The 16,958-nt window shown below is 57.7% G+C and carries 17 protein-coding genes; 13 read left to right on the top strand and 4 right to left on the bottom strand.

Features of this window, described 5'->3' with window-relative positions:
- Positions 1-21: 21 nt before the first annotated feature.
- From OXE05_10820 to OXE05_10785, 8 genes are all read left to right on the top strand, one after another.
- Positions 22-1,491, top strand: coding sequence for a M81 family metallopeptidase (locus OXE05_10820; protein MCY4437813.1), 1,470 nt, complete (start codon positions 22-24; stop codon positions 1,489-1,491).
- A gap of 66 nt (positions 1,492-1,557) precedes the next feature.
- On the top strand, positions 1,558-2,277 hold the full coding sequence (gene ubiE / locus OXE05_10815) for a bifunctional demethylmenaquinone methyltransferase/2-methoxy-6-polyprenyl-1,4-benzoquinol methylase UbiE (GenBank protein MCY4437812.1): 720 nt from the start codon (positions 1,558-1,560) through the stop codon (positions 2,275-2,277).
- A gap of 52 nt (positions 2,278-2,329) precedes the next feature.
- Positions 2,330-3,502 carry a hypothetical protein gene (locus tag OXE05_10810; GenBank protein ID MCY4437811.1) on the top strand — a complete coding sequence of 391 codons (1,173 nt, stop codon included), beginning with the start codon at positions 2,330-2,332 and terminating at the stop codon, positions 3,500-3,502.
- Positions 3,503-3,532: 30 nt separating this feature from the next.
- Complete coding sequence (locus OXE05_10805) at positions 3,533-4,576, top strand: peptidoglycan bridge formation glycyltransferase FemA/FemB family protein (GenBank protein ID MCY4437810.1); 1,044 nt, start codon at positions 3,533-3,535, stop codon at positions 4,574-4,576.
- A gap of 39 nt (positions 4,577-4,615) precedes the next feature.
- Complete coding sequence (locus OXE05_10800) at positions 4,616-5,665, top strand: peptidoglycan bridge formation glycyltransferase FemA/FemB family protein (GenBank protein MCY4437809.1); 1,050 nt, start codon at positions 4,616-4,618, stop codon at positions 5,663-5,665.
- A gap of 95 nt (positions 5,666-5,760) precedes the next feature.
- Positions 5,761-7,131, top strand: a complete 1,371-nt coding sequence (melA, locus tag OXE05_10795; protein ID MCY4437808.1) for an alpha-galactosidase — start codon at positions 5,761-5,763, stop codon at positions 7,129-7,131.
- Between the two features lie 113 nt (positions 7,132-7,244).
- Positions 7,245-7,628 carry a hypothetical protein gene (locus tag OXE05_10790; protein MCY4437807.1) on the top strand — a complete coding sequence of 128 codons (384 nt, stop codon included), beginning with the start codon at positions 7,245-7,247 and terminating at the stop codon, positions 7,626-7,628.
- Between the two features lie 232 nt (positions 7,629-7,860).
- Positions 7,861-8,970: an ABC transporter ATP-binding protein gene (locus tag OXE05_10785; GenBank protein ID MCY4437806.1), complete on the top strand. Its 1,110-nt coding sequence runs from the start codon at positions 7,861-7,863 to the stop codon at positions 8,968-8,970.
- A 348-nt stretch (positions 8,971-9,318) separates the two neighbouring features.
- On the opposite strand, the gene OXE05_10780 is transcribed toward OXE05_10785, so the two are convergent.
- Positions 9,319-9,888 carry a hypothetical protein gene (locus tag OXE05_10780; protein MCY4437805.1) on the bottom strand — a complete coding sequence of 190 codons (570 nt, stop codon included), beginning with the start codon at positions 9,886-9,888 and terminating at the stop codon, positions 9,319-9,321.
- Positions 9,888-10,790, bottom strand: coding sequence for a zinc metalloprotease HtpX (htpX, locus tag OXE05_10775; GenBank protein ID MCY4437804.1), 903 nt, complete (start codon positions 10,788-10,790; stop codon positions 9,888-9,890). Before htpX ends, OXE05_10780 begins: the two co-directional genes overlap by 1 nt.
- Positions 10,791-11,084: 294 nt before the next feature.
- Between htpX and OXE05_10770 the strand changes: the two genes are divergently transcribed.
- Genes OXE05_10770 through hisS form a run of 4 tightly spaced genes read left to right on the top strand, consistent with a single transcriptional unit; the run spans position 11,085 to position 13,687 of the window.
- Positions 11,085-11,813: a YggS family pyridoxal phosphate-dependent enzyme gene (locus tag OXE05_10770; GenBank protein MCY4437803.1), complete on the top strand. Its 729-nt coding sequence runs from the start codon at positions 11,085-11,087 to the stop codon at positions 11,811-11,813.
- A 17-nt stretch (positions 11,814-11,830) separates the two neighbouring features.
- Positions 11,831-12,091 carry a YggT family protein gene (locus OXE05_10765; GenBank protein ID MCY4437802.1) on the top strand — a complete coding sequence of 87 codons (261 nt, stop codon included), beginning with the start codon at positions 11,831-11,833 and terminating at the stop codon, positions 12,089-12,091.
- A gap of 3 nt (positions 12,092-12,094) precedes the next feature.
- A complete protein-coding gene (locus OXE05_10760) occupies positions 12,095-12,409 on the top strand; it encodes a DUF167 domain-containing protein (GenBank protein ID MCY4437801.1) in 315 nt (104 codons plus the stop codon).
- Positions 12,410-12,412: 3 nt separating this feature from the next.
- Complete coding sequence (hisS, locus tag OXE05_10755) at positions 12,413-13,687, top strand: histidine--tRNA ligase (GenBank protein MCY4437800.1); 1,275 nt, start codon at positions 12,413-12,415, stop codon at positions 13,685-13,687.
- 52 nt (positions 13,688-13,739) lie between these two features.
- Here hisS and OXE05_10750 read toward each other — a convergent pair whose 3' ends face one another.
- Both OXE05_10750 and chrA read right to left on the bottom strand, forming a co-directional pair.
- Positions 13,740-14,507 (bottom strand): aldo/keto reductase, encoded by a 768-nt coding sequence (locus tag OXE05_10750; protein MCY4437799.1) that lies wholly within the window; start codon positions 14,505-14,507, stop codon positions 13,740-13,742.
- A 77-nt stretch (positions 14,508-14,584) separates the two neighbouring features.
- Entirely contained in the window at positions 14,585-15,817 is a 1,233-nt protein-coding gene (gene chrA, locus OXE05_10745; GenBank protein MCY4437798.1) for a chromate efflux transporter, read from the bottom strand.
- A gap of 199 nt (positions 15,818-16,016) precedes the next feature.
- On the opposite strand from chrA, the gene OXE05_10740 reads away from it, so the two are divergent.
- Positions 16,017-16,952: a carbon-nitrogen hydrolase family protein gene (locus OXE05_10740; protein MCY4437797.1), complete on the top strand. Its 936-nt coding sequence runs from the start codon at positions 16,017-16,019 to the stop codon at positions 16,950-16,952.
- Positions 16,953-16,958: the final 6 nt, after the last annotated feature.

Here is a 16,958-nt window from a genome sequence, read left to right as displayed (position 1 = left end):
CCCAGAGTGAAAGGCTTTCACATGGCGCGCGTGCTGATCGCGGAACTCCAGCAAGAGACGGCGACATTCAATCCGCATCTTACCCAATATGAGGACTTTCGCGTCGTGCGCGGCGCCGCAATCCTGGAAGAACTACAGGGCACGAATACCGAGATTGCAGGTGCGCTCGATATCTTCGCGGAATACGGCGACGTCGAATTAGTCCCAACTATGGCGGCCTGGGCCGTGCCCCATGGGCCGGTAGCCGATGCCGTACTCGATCGGCTGATCCAGGAAATCATCAACGAAGTGAAGCAGAATAGCGATGTAGACGCCGTGTTCCTCGTGCTGCACGGCGCCATGGCCGGCGAGACTGAATTCGATCCGGAAGGCAGGCTATTGGAAGAGGTGCGGGCGTGCGTGGGAGCTATTCCTATTGTCGCTTCTCTGGACTTCCATGCAGTCATCACCGATCGCATGCTTCAAACGGCCGACATTATGGTTGGCTACCATACTTACCCACATACGGATTTTTACGAGACGGGAGTGCGAGCGGCACGAAACCTCATGCGCCTGTTGAAAGAGAACGCCGTCCCGACCACCGCCCGAGTGAAGATTCCGCTGATGGCCCGGGGCGATGAACTGCTTACGGACTCCGGCCGCTTTGGCGATGCCATTCGCATGTGCCAGGCGCTCGAAGACTCACCGGGGGGACTAGTGGGCAACATTTACCTTTCCAATCCCTTCACCGACGTGCCCGATCTTCAGTCTTACGTCATAGTGTCAACGGACAACGATGAGGCGCGGGCCAAAGCGGAAGCCGAACGAATAGCCGCATTTATGTGGGAAAATCGAGAATTGTGGACGGCTGAACTGACGCCGCTTCCCGAAGCGGTTGCCCAAGCACAGGAAACTCCCGGCCTCACCGTATTTTCCGATGCCGCCGACGCGACGTCCTCCGGCGCGCCGGGTGACAGCAATGCCGTGCTGAGAGAGTTGCTGGCACAAAACTACGATAGACGGGCTCTCATACCGCTGATAGACGCGCCCGCCGTGGCCGTCGCATTCGAAGCCGGGGTCGGGAGCACCGTTACCCTTCAATTGGGTGGAACCATGGATCCCGGACGCCACACACCGTTTGCGGTTTCAGTTTATGTAAAGAGCTTGCATGACGGTGAGTTCGCCTATGAAAACGGTGTAGTCGAGCAAGCCGGCCGCACGGCGGTGCTCGCTATTGGTAACATCGTCGTGCTCACCACGGAACGTCTGATTTTATTTGTAGGCCGCAGAGTCTTTCAAGCGTTCGGCCTGGAACCGCAAGATTTCTCACTGATCGTTGCAAAGTCCCCCAATGGGTTCCGCACGTGGTATGAATCGATTGCATCCCGCATTGTTCACCTAGACACACCCGGTTCCGCGAGCCTCAATCTCGAGTCGCTGCCCTACGAACACTGCGTGCGCCCCATCTATCCCTTGGACGAGAACGTGGTCGCCACCTTGCGCGCCGGCTAGCTCGCCGGAGGGCGGTCCTGCATCTCTTGCGGGGCCCAATTTGCGCACAATGCACGTCAAGGAACTATGGATTCACAACAAGAAAAACCGAAGTACGTGCGGCGCATGTTCGACGCCATTGCGCCCACGTATGATTTCATGAACACGGTCATGACCGCGGGCGCGCATCATCTGTGGAGACGTACCACGGCACGCCAAATCGTCGCGGATGACCCTCGGATTGTCCTGGACCTCGCATGCGGCACCGGCGACCTAAGCTTCGCAGTGATGCAGGAAGCCATGGCGCCCTGTACGATTCTGGGCGCTGACTTTTCTCCGCCAATGCTGTCGCTGGCACAAGAAAAGCACGAGCAACTTACTGAGCATCGCTTCCCAATAGCGTTCATGCGAGCGGACGTGCTTGCCTTACCGTTGCCCGACTCCAGCGTTGACGTTGTTACCAATGCGTTCTTGCTGCGCAACCTCATAAACCTTGGCGAGTTCTTCGCCGAGTGCCACCGCGTGCTGCGTCCGGGCGGACGTTTTATCACACTGGAAATCACACACCCACCATACCCTGGGTTTCGCGGCGCCTTTGAATTGTACTTCAACAATGTCGTTCCGCTGCTAGGAAAACTGCTAGTGCGTCACCAAGAGGCGTACACCTATTTGCCTACGTCGCTACAGGCATTCCCCGATGCGCCGACTCTGGCCCTAGCCTTGCAAGAGTCCGGATTTTCGGAGGTTTCCTATCGCTATCTAGGGTTCGGCACGGTAGCAGTGCACAGTGCTAATAAGGTACCCTAATAACAACGGTAGCGGAGTGATCGCCCCCCTGTCCACAAGGAGAAGCTTTCAAATGAAACAACGTCTTGGTCTTGCGTTCATGCTCGCGTTCATGCTTACGCTTCTCGGTGTATCTACCGCCTCCGCGGCTGACTTTCGCACCGACACCACAATCACGATAGGTGCAGGCGAAGTCATCGAAGACGATCTCTACCTGTTGGGCACGACAATCATAATCGACGGCACGGTCAACGGTGATGTCCTCGCCGCTGGGAACACAATTAAAATAAACGGCACCGTGAATGGAAACGTGCATCTTGCCGGTCAGGACGTCACAATCAGCGGCACGGTCTCGCAAGGCGCGCGGGTGGTCGCCAACAACTTCTTCTTGATGTCGGGTTCGGTGGATGAAGATCTCTTGATCATAGGCAATTCAATTGCCATCAGCAGTGACGGAGTAGTTGGCCGCGACTTGATATTGACAATATCCACATTGACACTTGACGGAACCGTGGAACGTCGCGTTGCCGGTGTTGCCGAAAAGGTCACACACAACGGAATAATTGGCGCAGAGGTTGACATCAGTGTAGAGGATTTAGTTATCACCGATGACGCAAGCATCGGCGGGGATCTCATCTATCGTTCCGAGAAAGCAGCTGAGATTGCTAGTGGCGCCGAAATTGGTGGCGAAATAGCAGGCGAGATGGTTGAAGAGGCGATCGATATCGATCTCGGCGTTGCGTTTGACCCGATTATTGTAGGAATAGTCGGCCTCATCACGGCCGCCATCTATGGAACTGTGCTGCTGCTCGCATTCCCCCGGCTAACGGTCACAGCGTCCAATCAACTCCTTCAGAACCCGTTCATGAGTATCGCAATGGGAATTGTCTTCCTGGTAGTCGTACCGATTGCTGCCATTCTCGTGATGATCACGGTCGTTGGCATTCCACTCGGGCTGATTTCACTCCTGCTCTACGGCATCGCACTCTTTTCAGCTCAGGTGTTCGTCAGCTTGACTATCGGCCGGCTAATCCTAAGCTTCATTGCCGACGGTAATCGACGCCTCGTTCAATTCTTTGGGCTGCTAATCGGGTTGCTCATTCTCTTTGGTTTCTCGTTCATTCCTTACGCCGGGCCTTGGGTACCCCTTGTCGTGGTGATTCTTGGTTTTGGCGGATTGATGATGGCGATAGGTCGGCTGCGGCATGAGCCGGTACGTGGCACATCGCAGCCTGCTGAGGGATAGTCAGTGCGGAATGGAGGAGTCGCCGCGTCTGTGACGAAGTCAGCAGATTCTACGGTGACTGATGTGGGTTTTGCGACTCCGTCAACGCAAAGCGAGTGGGACACGCCGGTAATTGCTTGGGGTGGAGAGTTACTCCAAAGCTGGGCTTGGGGAGACTTTAAGTCACGCACAGGTTGGGAAACATCTCGTCTACTCTGCCTGCGTAATGGTCAACCCATCACCGCCGCTCAATGGTTGCTGCGACGTGTGCCACTGTTGGGTTCACTTGCTTATGTGCCGCGGGGGCCGGTTGGAGCGAGTTGTAATCGAGAAGCGTCACTCGCCCTGATCCGGCGAGTTGCGGAGGAAGCACGCCGCGCAGGCGCATTTGCGCTCTGGGTAGAGCCTCCCTGGGGAGCGGGCCAAGGTCCGGCGCTTCCCGCCGCATTCGCCGCCACACCAGACTACATTCAGCCGCCTGCAACCGGTCTCATAGACCTTCGTCCGCCGAGCGAGGATGTGCTCGCCGGATTCCAAAGCAGTATGCGGCGCAACATCCGCTTGGCCGATCGTCGGGGTCTCGTAGTACGCCAAGGGCGGACGGAAGCAGATTGGCGGGCTTTCTATGCGCTGCTCACCGAGACCGCGGCCCGGGACAACTTTGGCATTCACACCTGGCCGTACTTTGCAGAGATGCGCGCTACCCTCGAGGCCACAGGTGTTGCTGCGCTGTTTGTGGCCGAATTCGGTGGCAAGCCGGTAGGGGGCCTTCTACTCACTTCGTACGGCGGTACAGCCTCTTACCTCTTCGGCGCTAGCGCTACACAGGAACGGGACCTGCGCATCGGGCACGGACTGCAGTGGCACGCTATGTGCTGGGCGAAGGACAATGGCTGCCACACCTACGACCTGTGGGGAATGCCGGCTACACCGAGCCCAACCGACCCCCTGGCAGGGGTCTACAGATTCAAGCGAGGGTTTGCGCCAAGAGTTGTCAGCTACGCGCCCACAGTGGTGGCGGCGCTGGATTCCCGCCGCTTTTGGATCTGGCGGCAACTGGCGCCACTGGCACGCAGACTCTTGCCCGGATTCTGAGATCATCTCGTACACAATGCCATTGGCAGGTGGGGTGCATTGTCATCAGTTGCCCTAAACTGCATCTCGAATGTCTCGCACGCAGCCTGGTCGCAGGCATTGCAGGCATTGCAGGCGTTGCCGGGTCAGCACTTTCTCCAAACCTGGGAGTGGGGCGAGCTCAAGGAGCGGTTTGGCTGGCAAGCCCAGCGTTACCTGTGTGAGCAAGACGGTCAGACTGTGGCTGCTTTCACCTTGCTGACCCGGCGCATTCCTTCGTTGCCGTGGGCCATTGGCTATGTCCCAAAGGGTCCCTTGCTTGCTTATGCAGATACGTCGTTGTTTGGCGCTGTGTTAGATGAAATCGTCACTGCTGCGAGAGCATCACTTGCAATTTATGTAAAGATCGATCCTGACTTTTCCGAGGAGAACGAATGCGTGGCGCAGACCTACAACGAGCACGGATGGCACGCTAGTGATGAGCAGATCCAGTTTCCCCACACCGCCACGCTTGACTTAGGTCTGGGGCAAGATGCGCTGCTCGCGGCAATGAAGCCAAAGACCCGCTATAACATTCGCCTCGCGGCCCGCCGCGGGGTCGAAGTACAACAGACAACCGACTGGCAGACCCTGTTCAATCTCTATGGGGAGACTGCGAGTCGTGACGGCTTCCCAATCCGGGAAGCAGGCTACTATCATGCCCTGTGGTCTTCATTTCAACAGTCCGGCCAGGGTGAAGGCTTCTTGGCGTGTGTCGACAGTGAGCCCGTGGCAGGGCTTTTCCTCATGCACACCGGCAACACGGGCTGGTTCTACACCGGCGCTTCCTCGCAGCGGCATCGCGACAAAATGCCCAATTACCTCCTGCAATGGCACGCAATCCAATGGCTGATCGATCGCGGCTATCGCTGGTACGACCTGTGGGGTGCGCCTACCGTGATGGACGAGCGAGACCCGCTGTGGGGAGTGTACCGATTCAAGAGCGGTTTCGGCGCGGGCTATGTGCGCCGTCTCGGAGCGTATGACCACGTACTCAACCGCCCCGGATACGACGTGCTCACCCGCATCATTCCCCGTATCCGGCAGCTTCGCCGCAGTCTCGCCCGCTAAATCCCCCTGTGCGCAGCCATCACTGCTTGACCGCTCGTGCGGGGTAAATTACCATGCGCGCAAAGACATAGGAAGTGGTCGAGGAGCAGATACACATGGCAAGAATCGCCTTCATCGGCGCAGGGAGCGTGACATTCGCACGCCGCATTCTCACCGACATCCTGACGTGGCCCGAGCACAGCGAGAGTTCGCTGGCCCTGATGGACATCGATGGCGAAACGCTACAAATAACCGGCAAATTCGTGAAGCGGCTCATCGCAGAGCAGGGGCTCGGCGCCACCGTCACCGCCACGCAAGACCGGCAAGAGGCGCTCGCCGGTGCGGACTATGTCATCACGGCGATAGACGTCGGCGGGCAGCCGCTCCGCATGAACGACTGGCAGATTCCCGCCCAGTTCGGCGTCTATCAAACGGTGGCCGATACGATTGGACCGGGCGGAGTCTTTCGAGGTCTGCGCACTGCTCCTGCACTCGCGGCTATCGCACATGACATGGAGTCCCTTTGCCCCGATGCCCTGCTCATCAACTATGCCAACCCCATGAATATCAACATGTGGCTGATTGGCGCTACAAGCAACATACGCGCTGTTGGCCTGTGCCATAGCGTTCAAGGCACGGCCGCAAGACTGGCCCAGTATTTAGGCATGGAGCCGGACGACGTGTCCTATTGGGTGGCCGGCATCAACCATCAAGCGTGGTTTCTTCAGTTCCACCACAACACATTTCGTGGGCAGGACCTGTACCCACGACTGCGGGCGGCAATGGATGACCCCGAAACCTACGCCAGAGACAACGTTCGCTTCGAGGTCTTACGCCACTTCGACTACTTTGTCACCGAGTCGAGCCACCACATGTCGGAGTACACGCCGTGGTTTCGCCGTACCGCGGCCGACCGCGCGCGTTACATGCCTGAACACTTGAAGCGCTGGGCGGAGGAGAACAACGTCGAGCGAGACGACAAGGGGCAGATTTTGGATGAAGAAGCGCAGATTCGGGAGTCCTTCATGTACGCCCGACAGGAGCGGCGCGAAGACTACTTTGCGAACCAACAGAAAGATTTGGAAAGCCCCGACCCACTTCCCTTCAATCGCACGCACGAATACTGCTCGTACATTCTCCATGCTGTCGAAACAAATACACCTTATCGCTTCAACGGCAACGTGCCGAACACCGACTTGATTTCCAATCTTCAATCCGGCTGCAACGTAGAAGTGCCGATCCTGGTGGACAGCGCGGGCCTTCATCCCTGCTATGTCGGCAAGTTGCCTGCTCAGTGCGCAGGCATAAACCGGACAAACATCAACGTCCAGGAACTCACTGTTCAGGCGATTTTGGAGCAAGATCGGCGCCACGTGCACGAGGCAATCGCATTGGACCCGCTCACGACAACCCGGTGTTCGCTGGAGGACGTGCGCGCCATGACTGATGAGCTCTTCGCCGCCAGCGAGGCGTATTTGACAATCTAGCTACGATGCGGGGGAGAGATCATTGCCAGCTTGTATTGCATTAGAGACAATCGAGCGAGAAGCTAGAACCAAATCATCTCAGAGCATGAAGGCCAAGGGGTATTGGGCACGTCATGAGTGACGATCGCAGCTTGTCCTCGCCAGAAGAAGCGCAGCGGCAGCAAGATGACGCGTTAGAGGCAGCTTCAACCATTGATGAAACTCCAGAAGGATTCCCAATCTGCCAGTGGTGCGGGGGCGCTATTACGGAGAAGGAAGACCTGGTCGTCGCAGTAGATGACATGGGCGCTCCCACCCAGATTGCGCCGGTAGGATATACTGCCCCGCGCACCTATGCCGCCTTTCACCGTGAATGCCATATCGAGTTTTCAGAAGAACCACCCCCAGAGCAAGACGCGGATACCGCTGGGTTTTGGACGCCGGTAAATCTGCTGATCGTCGGAGTGAGTGTGATTGCGATCCTTATCGTGCTGGCCTTTGCCGTTCTCCCGCAATAGCACGTCGCCAGACGTACGTGAATTTTAGCGAAACCGGGGAGTGGCAGATGAGCAGGGCACACTTGACGACCACTCACCTATGACGTAGACTTCATCTGTACTATGCGATGCATGGGTAGGGGTAGTTTATCGTTGAACCATGCGCGCAATTGTAGTAGAGTAAGTTCAGTCGTGTGGTCATGCCACACAAAGCTGGTGAAAGTAGCGAATTACACAGAAGGAGTTGCTGCAAGTGGCTAGTGTAACTCTTGAATCCGTCTCTAAGCGCTTTGGCGAGGTTGTTGCGGTAAGCAACATGAACCTGGAAGTCAAGGACAAGGAATTCCTCGTCCTCGTTGGGCCTTCCGGCTGTGGCAAGTCGACGACATTGCGCATGATTGCCGGCCTGGAGGAGATTACGGAAGGTAGTCTCTTCATCGGTGACCGGTTGGTCAACGACGTGCCGCCGAAGGACCGAGACATCGCCATGGTGTTCCAGTCCTACGCGCTCTATCCGCACATGTCAGTATATGACAACTTGGCGTTTGGTTTGCGCCTGCGCCGTACTCCTAAGAAAGAGATCGACCGCCGCGTGCGCGAGAGTGCGGAGATGCTTGGCATTGGCGAGCTCCTCAACCGCAAGCCGCGGCAGCTCTCCGGTGGCCAGCGGCAGCGCGTTGCACTGGGACGCGCCATTGTACGCGACCCCGCCGTCTTCCTAATGGATGAGCCCCTTTCAAACCTGGACGCCAAGCTGCGCGTTACGACGCGCGCCGAGCTCATCAAGCTGCACCGGCGCTTGGAAACCACTACCATCTACGTGACTCACGACCAAGTAGAGGCCATGACGATGGGTCACCGCATTGCGGTGATGCGAGACGGGGTTCTGCAGCAACTCGATACGCCGCAGAACATCTACGACCATCCTTCCAACATGTTCGTGGCCGGTTTCATCGGCAGCCCAGCCATGAACTTCCAAGAGGCCACGCTCTCCGGCGATGCTGACGAGATGTGGGTAGAAACCGGCGGTTTCAAGCTCCGCTGGCCTCCTGACAAGGCAGCCGCACTGGCAAAGGTCGACACGGACAAGATCTACTTCGGCTGGCGGCCTGAGGATATGTTCGACCCACGCTTCCGCCCCGCCGCCCTGGACGTGTCGCAAGGCAACTCCATGACTGCCCGCGTCGACGTGGTTGAGACCCTCGGTTCTGAAATGTACGTCTACTGCCTCGCTGGCGACATCGACTTTGTTGCCCGGCTCGACCCGCGCGCTGAGGCGATCGTTGGCCGCGACATCGAGATGGTGGTTGACGTGGATAATTGCCACGCCTTCGACATGCGGACGCAAGAGTCGATCTTCTAGAGAGACGCTATTAGTCCCGCAGAAATGCTCCCTTAATCGGGAATGTCCGGAAGAAATTTGAAAGAGGAGCCAGGAGAAATTCTGGCTCCTCTTTGGATTCAGGTGCTGTTTGTGCTGACTAATCTATCAGATGGCAGCGACGTGGTCATGCAATTAGGAGCGAAGGGCCGCGAAGAGTTTCTCGCAGTGGTGCCCCGTACGGAAACGCTGCACAGCCTTTCCGATGCGAGCAGGACTTGAGAGTGCCCAGCCATAGACCGGCAGCACGTGACAGCAGGGTTGGAGGGGTGGGCGAACCCGAAGCTGGCTACCGTCAGCGCGGCATTCCTAGTGGAGCAAAGACGAGGGCTAGACTGGCAATTCCCACAGCGCGTACCACTTGGACTGGTCGGCTTCCAATGGCAGTTCGCGATCAGCCACCGCCTGCATGCGTAATTCAAGCGCATTGTCCCGCGTGCGGGAGCCGTTAGGAGCAAACGGATAGAAGGATCCACGCTTATAGTTGTAGATCCAATACATCCCCGTGCCCGTCATATCCTCGAAGTGAAACGCTGCCGCCAGGAGCTGATCTCGGAAGCCATGTTCGGAAAGTGTCAAGCTGACCATGTGAATGGTGGTGACCAAGTCCTCGAAGTCGGGGTCTTCGAGCACGACCCAATGATAGCCAAACGAGTCTTCCTTGATCAGGGTATCCGTGCCGGTCTCCTTGCCGCTCACCGCCAGCAGTTCGGAGAGTTCACGCTGAAGGCTTGAGAATTGGCTTGACGATAGAGAGCGAAAGCAAATACCGGCGCTGCCCTTGCTCTGTAAGCCATTGGATGCGGCAAAGGCCAGCGCAGCGGTGGAAATGCTCATCAGACGTTCCAAGTGGGAGCGAACCGGGCGACTGCGGCCCAGCAGCGCGTCCAGGAACTTCACTACGCTTGCTCCATCTGCTGCTCCAGCGCAGCGAGACGCTTGAGGCGATTCTCAAGGGAGGGGTGGGTTGAGACCAGTTCCATCAGCGAATTCTTGCCTACGGCAGGCATGATGAAGAATGCATTCGCACCTTCCACCTGACGCAAATCATCTTTCGGAATACGTTGCATGCGACCGCTGATCTTCAGCAGAGCAGATGAAAGATGCGATGGAGAGCCCGTAAGCACAGCGGCGCCGCGGTCAGCGGAGTATTCGCGATAGCGAGATAGCGCCCGGATCAATAGAAAGCTAACGATCCAGACGAGCACAGCCACGAAATATACAAGGATGATCGCGCTTCCCTGGTTGTCCCGGCCCCGGCCGCCAAAACCGCCAAAGAGACCCATATACATGCCAAACCGCATGATCATAAACGCCAGAGTGGAAAAGAAGCTCGCCAGCGTAATCACCATGACATCACGGTTCTTAACGTGGCTGAGTTCGTGGGCCAGCACGGCCTCCAATTCGTCGCGATTCAGTTGGTGGATCAGGCCGGTCGTCACCGCCACGACGGCGTGCTTGGGGTCCCTGCCGGTAGCAAAGGCATTCGCCATGGAGTGTTCAACCATCGCGATGCGCGGTTTTGGCATATCCGCCATAGCCGCCAAGCGTTCTACCATGGCGTGAAGATCCGGCGCTTGTTCCGGAGTCACGTCCTTTGCACCCATGGACCACAGAATCATCTTGTCGCTGAAAAAGTACTGCGCTGCCATCATGGCGCCGGCGAAAGCGAGCATAGTCATGGCACCCGCACCCAGCGACCAAAGCGCCGCCAAGAAGAAGACGTAGACGGCGCCAAGGAGGAGGATCGTAATGAGCATGCGAATCTGCAGTCCACCATCCCCGATCCACTTTTGCTTCATCAAGAATCTCCTTAAGAATGTTGTGAATTCTTACTTGAGTCTTTCAAATTTCGAATGGCCATAGCCAGACGTAGGGAGGTCAGGAAACGATGTGCGACGATACGTAAGTTTCGTTTCATCATTAAGTATACTCCAGGCATTGCTCCTTGACTACGGCAACGAGCCATGGCGCGCACCGGCCAAGCCCCGTCCGGCAGCCAGTATGCACAGTTGCTGGGAATTTGCTACAGTAGAAGCGTTGAGACAATCTTCGCGTGGCTTTTGTTAGTGCTGAGAGCGCAAGAACCTGCCATCATGAGCATTGCAGACAACATAGTTCACGTTTGCCGGCGCATCGCAGAGGCGGCGGAGAGAACAGGGCGGGAGCCGTCTGACGTTACCTTGGTAGCGGTCTCAAAGGGCTTTGGCATTGAGACCATCGAGCAGGCAGCCGCTGCCGGACTCTCAGTCTTTGGCGAAAACCGCGTGCAGGAGGCGGCAGAGAAGATTTCAGTGCTTCCTTCGTCCCTGGAATGGCACATGCTCGGGCACGTGCAATCCAACAAGGCCAAGCAAGCTGAAGCGCTTTTCGACCGCATTCACTCCGTGGATAGTGTCCGGTTAGCCAACGCGCTCGCACGGCACGCAGCAGACCAAGGCCGCTGCATACGGATACTCATCCAAGTAAACGTAACCGGGAAGGAAAGCCAGTTTGGGCTCCCTCCCACCGACGTACCGGCGGTTGCCCGCAGCATCGCGGCGTGTACGGGCATTCGAATTGACGGCCTGATGGCAATTGCGTCCTTTACCGAAGATGAGGTAACGCTGCGCGCGGAATTTCGCGCGCTGCGGCAACTTCGCGACACGCTTGAGTCTATCGTCCCCGACCACCCGTGCCGAGAGCTCTCGATGGGCATGACAAACGACTATCCGATTGCCATCGAAGAGGGGGCTACAATCGTGCGAGTTGGGCGGGCCATTTTCGGTGAACGTCCGCTGCCTCAGTCGCGGTACGAACCAAAGAAAGTTTTGCAGGGAACGTAGTTGGGAATTCAGATCGTATGACCCCGATAGTTTGCACCTTCATAGAGTTCCTCACCTTAGCGCTGATCTTTGCGATCATCGCGCGGGCGCTCGCATCATGGTTCGTTCAGGATTCGAGCAACCCCATTGTTGCGATGCTCCACGACATTACCGAGCCGATTGTCGGGCCGATACGGCGGCTCATGCCAAGTACCGGCATGATTGACTTGTCTCCGTTGATTGCCCTGATCCTGCTTCAAATTCTGCAGCGAGTCTTGGTCTCTTTGATTTGCCCTTGACGGATGTCGCCCCCGATTCTGGACATAAGAGATTCCTCTCGTGGCTGCCGGCTGGCTGTACTTGCCAAACCACGAGCGCGCCGCACGGAGATCGCAGGTATTCACGACGGTGCGCTATGCGTTCGCTTGCAGGCCCCTCCGGTGGACGGCAAAGCTAACGAAGAGTTGCTGCGGTTTCTCGCTGACAAGTTTGGGGTGCCAAAGGCTGCCGTCACACTTCGCCAGGGAGTTTCGTCGCGACGCAAGGTGGTAGCTGTAGAAGGCGTTAGGGCTGCTACTATATCGCGCTGTATCAACGCATTACAGACGGGAGAGTAAGACGTGCTGCAGACCCCGCGAGGCACAACCGATGTCCTTCCCAGCGACCAAGCGTACTGGAGCTACGTAACCGCTCACTTCAAGAGCATCTGCAACTCCTACGGCTATGGCGAAATCCGCACGCCGGTCTTCGAGGACACGCGGCTCTTCCAAAGGACCGTGGGGGAAGGCACGGATATCGTTGAGAAAGAGATGTACACGTTCTCAGATCGGGGCGGCGACAGTCTCACCTTACGTCCCGAGGGTACGGCGCCGGTGGTGCGGGCCTACCTGGAACACGGCATGCATCGCTTGCCCCAACCCGTAAAGCTTAGTTACATTGCGTCGATTTTCCGCTACGATCGTCCCCAGGCGGGACGATTGCGGCAGCACCACCAGTTCGGCGTGGAGGCGCTGGGAGAAGAGTCCGCCGCCATCGACGCCGAAGTCATCAGCTTGCTCTTGAGTCTCTACCGCAGCGTTGGGCTGACCGAAGTTTCACTCCAACTAAACAGTATTGGCGATGCGGCTTGCCGCCCGCAGTACATCGCAGACCTCGCGGCATACTACCGCTCGCACGTGCATGCTCTGTGCGAAAACTGCCAGACCCGCTTGGAACGTAATCCGCTACGCCTCTTGGACTGCAAGGAAGACTCTTGCCAACCCTTCATCGCAGAGGCGCCGCACACCTTGGATAGTCTCTGTACAGACTGCGACACCCACTTTGGCGCCCTGAAGCGGTCACTGGAGGCTATGAAGATCAGCTACACACTGAATCACACGCTCGTGCGGGGTCTTGACTACTACACGCGCACAGTCTTTGAGGTCTGGCCGGAAATGGTGGGCCGGCAGAGCGCCTTGGGGGGCGGCGGCCGCTACGATGGCTTGGCGAGACAAATCGGCAAGCGCGACCTGCCCGGCATCGGCTTTGGCACCGGCATCGAGCGGATAATTCTCAACCTGCAGCGCCAGGGCATAGCACCAACGGACGAAAAGCAATTCAGTGTCTATGTGGCAACACTTGGCGAGCAGGCCGGAACCTACGGCACCGGCTTGGTTGACGACTTGCGGCAGCGGGGAATTCGCGCGCTCACATCCTATAAGCCGCGCAGCCTCAAGGCCCAGCTCCGCCAAGCGGGAAACTTTCAAGCAGAGTATGCCGTGATAGTCGGCGACGATGAGCTGGCGGAAGGTCAGATCTTGCTGCGGGACCTGGGGGCGAGCTCGCAAGAAAACATAGCAGCACCGGACGTCGTAGCAACGCTTGAGCGGCTACGCGCTAACGGAAATTCCAGCTAAGTAGGTGTCTTTGGAGTTGCCTAGCCGGCACTTGCAGTCGGCAGGCCGCCCGTCAAACGGGAACGCCGGCGAGCTCTTCGACGAGCTCGACATTCTCGTCAACCTCTGCCTTATTTTCCATGCCCAGCACAACCGCGTCTACGCTGGGAAGATCGAGCACGTACCCAAGCGCCCGTCGCCGATCGTGCAGGAGCTTGCCTGCCCCGTAGACTTTCATGCCGTAGATGCCTTTGCCGCGCGCAGACATCTCGTCCATGACGGGAATCACCTCTTCGGGTGACGCATCCATAGACACGCCGTCATAGTTGATCCGGGCAAGCACAACTTCTACCCACGGCGAAACTGCTGCGAGCCTAAAGGCTGCGAAGTCGTGGCACGAGACGCCGACTGCCCGCACCATGCCTTGCTCCCGGCACTTGCTGAGCGCCTCCATGGAGTCCGCATAGCGCGTCGTCCAGTCGTGCTCCGTAAGGCAGTGCAGCAGCACGATGTCAGCATAGTCAGTGCCCAATTCGCGCAGAAAGCGCTCCACGTCGCTCCTAACCCCATCCGGGGTTCGCGACGTGGTCTTTGTCGTAACGACCACCTGATCGCGAGGCAGCACGCGCAAAGCCTCACGGACGTGGGGATGGGAACCGTACTGATCGGCCGTGTCCCAAAACCGGACGCCGGAGTCATAGGCATAGCAGAGGAGGTCTATCAACCCTTCCGAGCCAAGCTGCCGCGTCTGATTCGACGAACCATTCCAGCCTACCGTCCCAGTGCCGATGCATAGCCGGGAGACTTCGATTCCGGAATTTCCGAGCACAACTTGCTGCATGATAGTCAACTCCTCTCTTAATGCGAATTCGCATCCATTCTACCACCCAATGCCTTTCGCTGCTTTACTGCCGGCGCCTACGGTACGACGTATGGCAGCGCCAATTGCACCACAATGCCGAACGACGCCCCACCGACAATTAGCCAGATTGAGTTGATCTTCGTGCGCCACAGCAGCACCAGGGCGAGGCCCGCAGCGGCGACGGTGGGAATGTCAATGAGTGCCGCCTGCCCGAGGAAAACTGCCACGGCGGCCATGAGTCCCATCGCCGCACTGACGACACCGTCGAGGACGGAGCTAAAGAACAACGATTCTCGCAGTCGCGGAATCCAGGGGTTAACTGCCGCTACGAACAGAAATGAAGGCAGGAATATGCCCACGGTAGCCAGTCCACCCGCCAACAGCGCCCCTTGGATGGAGCCAAGATACTCAAGTCCAACGACATACCCAATAAAGGAGGCGGTCGTGAAGAGCGGGCCGGGCGTGAGCTGTCCTACAGCCACGGCATCGAGCAACTGCTCCTCACTCAGCCAGCCGAGACCCTCGACAAAGTCGCCATGTAGGAACGCCAGCAGCACGTAACCACTGCCGTACAACACGGCGCCGATCTTGAGAAACGTGAGGAAGAGCTGAACGAGACCGAACGGCGCCGCAACCGGGGCGAGCACCAAGCTTGGGAATGCCAGAAGAGGCTTAGCAAATGGCGAGGCCGCGCCGAGAGCAGCGAATGGTACCGCGATCTGACCGAATCTGCCTCTGATGCTCGGCAGTCTGCGCTGCGTTGAAACAACAATTGCCGCCAGCACGCCGCACCCAAAAAGCACGAGAAGCTCGTTTATGCCAAACAGCGCGAGCGCCCCCGCGGCCAGCCCAAGCGCCCCCAGCGGTATGCTGCGCCATGCTGTGCCTAAGAGACCAATCAACGCGTGGATGACGATCGCAATGACAACCGGCTTGACCCCATAGAGAATCCATGACGCCTGCGGCAAGTGGCCGAATGTCGTGTATCCCCACGCCAGAGCGGTTACCATGGCCGCCGCCGGCAGGATGAAGGCGATGCCGCCGCCAATGAGACCGCGCCAGCCTCCGCGGAGCGAAGAGATGTGGATCGCCATCTCAGTGGAATTAGGTCCGGGGATGAGGTTCGTGGCCGCCCACAGGTCAACAAACTGTTGCTCCGTGAGCCATTGCTTGCGTTCCACTAACTCGCGGTGCATCAGCGCCACATGCGCGGCCGGCCCGCCAAAGGCAACGCACCCGAGCACGAAGAAGTAGGACACTACCTCACGCAGACGTCTCTCTTTGCTCACCAAACGGCGCTACCTAACTTTTTATGTCAATTCTTCACGGGGTTGATTTCCGGCTGAGTAGATAGGACGATGGTGACAAACGGCCAGCCAGTCGTCAAGCAAACTGAAGCCCACTATTGCGAACGGAGGCAGAAGGTGACAAGTATGGCGCTCTCTAGTAGTGTAGATGAGTGCATGCACAGTTTTCCGGGAGACTTGGATGTCGCGAAATGTCCGAGTGGCTGTCTGTTCTACGCCACTCCGCGTGCCTGACGGCTCTGACGCCGAGAAGCTCGCGTACAACCTCGACACTGCAGAAGAACTCATCGTCCGCGCAGCAGAGCGTCAGGCTGATATTGCCTGCCTTCCCGAAGTCTTCCATGTGAAAGGCATCAGTAGGGCCGGTGAGGCCGGGAAGTGGTTTGAGGACGTGCCGGGTGGCCCAACTTTCAGCCGCATGTCCCAGATAGCTCAGCGGTACAACATCAACGTCGTAGCGCCCATCTTGGCCATCGAGGAGGGTGAACGCCGTAACTTGGCGATGGTCTTTGACCGAACAGGTGCATACGTCGGCGGGTACCAAAAAGTGCATCTCACAGAAGTTGAGAGTGACGAGTGGGGCATCATACCGGGACGCGATTGGCCGGTATTCGATCTTGACTTCGGCAAGATTGGGATCACGATTTGCTATGACGTGAACTTCCCTGAGGGATTTCGCATTCTTGCCCTGCAGGGCGCCGAGATCATCTTTCATCCTACCGTCTACGGCATGTATGGCGAGGTCGGTTGGGAAGCGGTCATCAAGGCACGTGCAATAGACAACTGTGTGTACGTATGTCCCGTAAACAACGGCATTGAAGATGACGCGCCCTGGATGCCCGGCATGTGCCTGAATCGGAGCAGTGTCATTGGGCCGGACGGCGTTTTTCTGGCGGACTTGGGCCGCTATTGGGGCATGGCGGTAGCCGAGATTGACTTGGACCGACCACGCATTGTTCGGAGCATGGGGGCGTCCGGTGAAGCAAATTTCCGGGAGAAGATGTGGGAACACCGTCGGCCCGAGACTTACGGAAAACTCTCAGAACACGGCCATTGGGTAGAGAACGGTTACCCGCGCGAGACAGCCGCTGTTGTCCAAGCAACGGATAAGGAGTAGTCGGTC

The sequence above is a fragment of the Chloroflexota bacterium genome (genome assembly GCA_026710945.1).
Taxonomy (GTDB): Bacteria; Chloroflexota; UBA11872; order VXOZ01; family VXOZ01; genus VXOZ01.
Note: the sequence above shows the minus strand (reverse complement) of the source record. Positions and strands in the feature narration are given on the sequence as shown.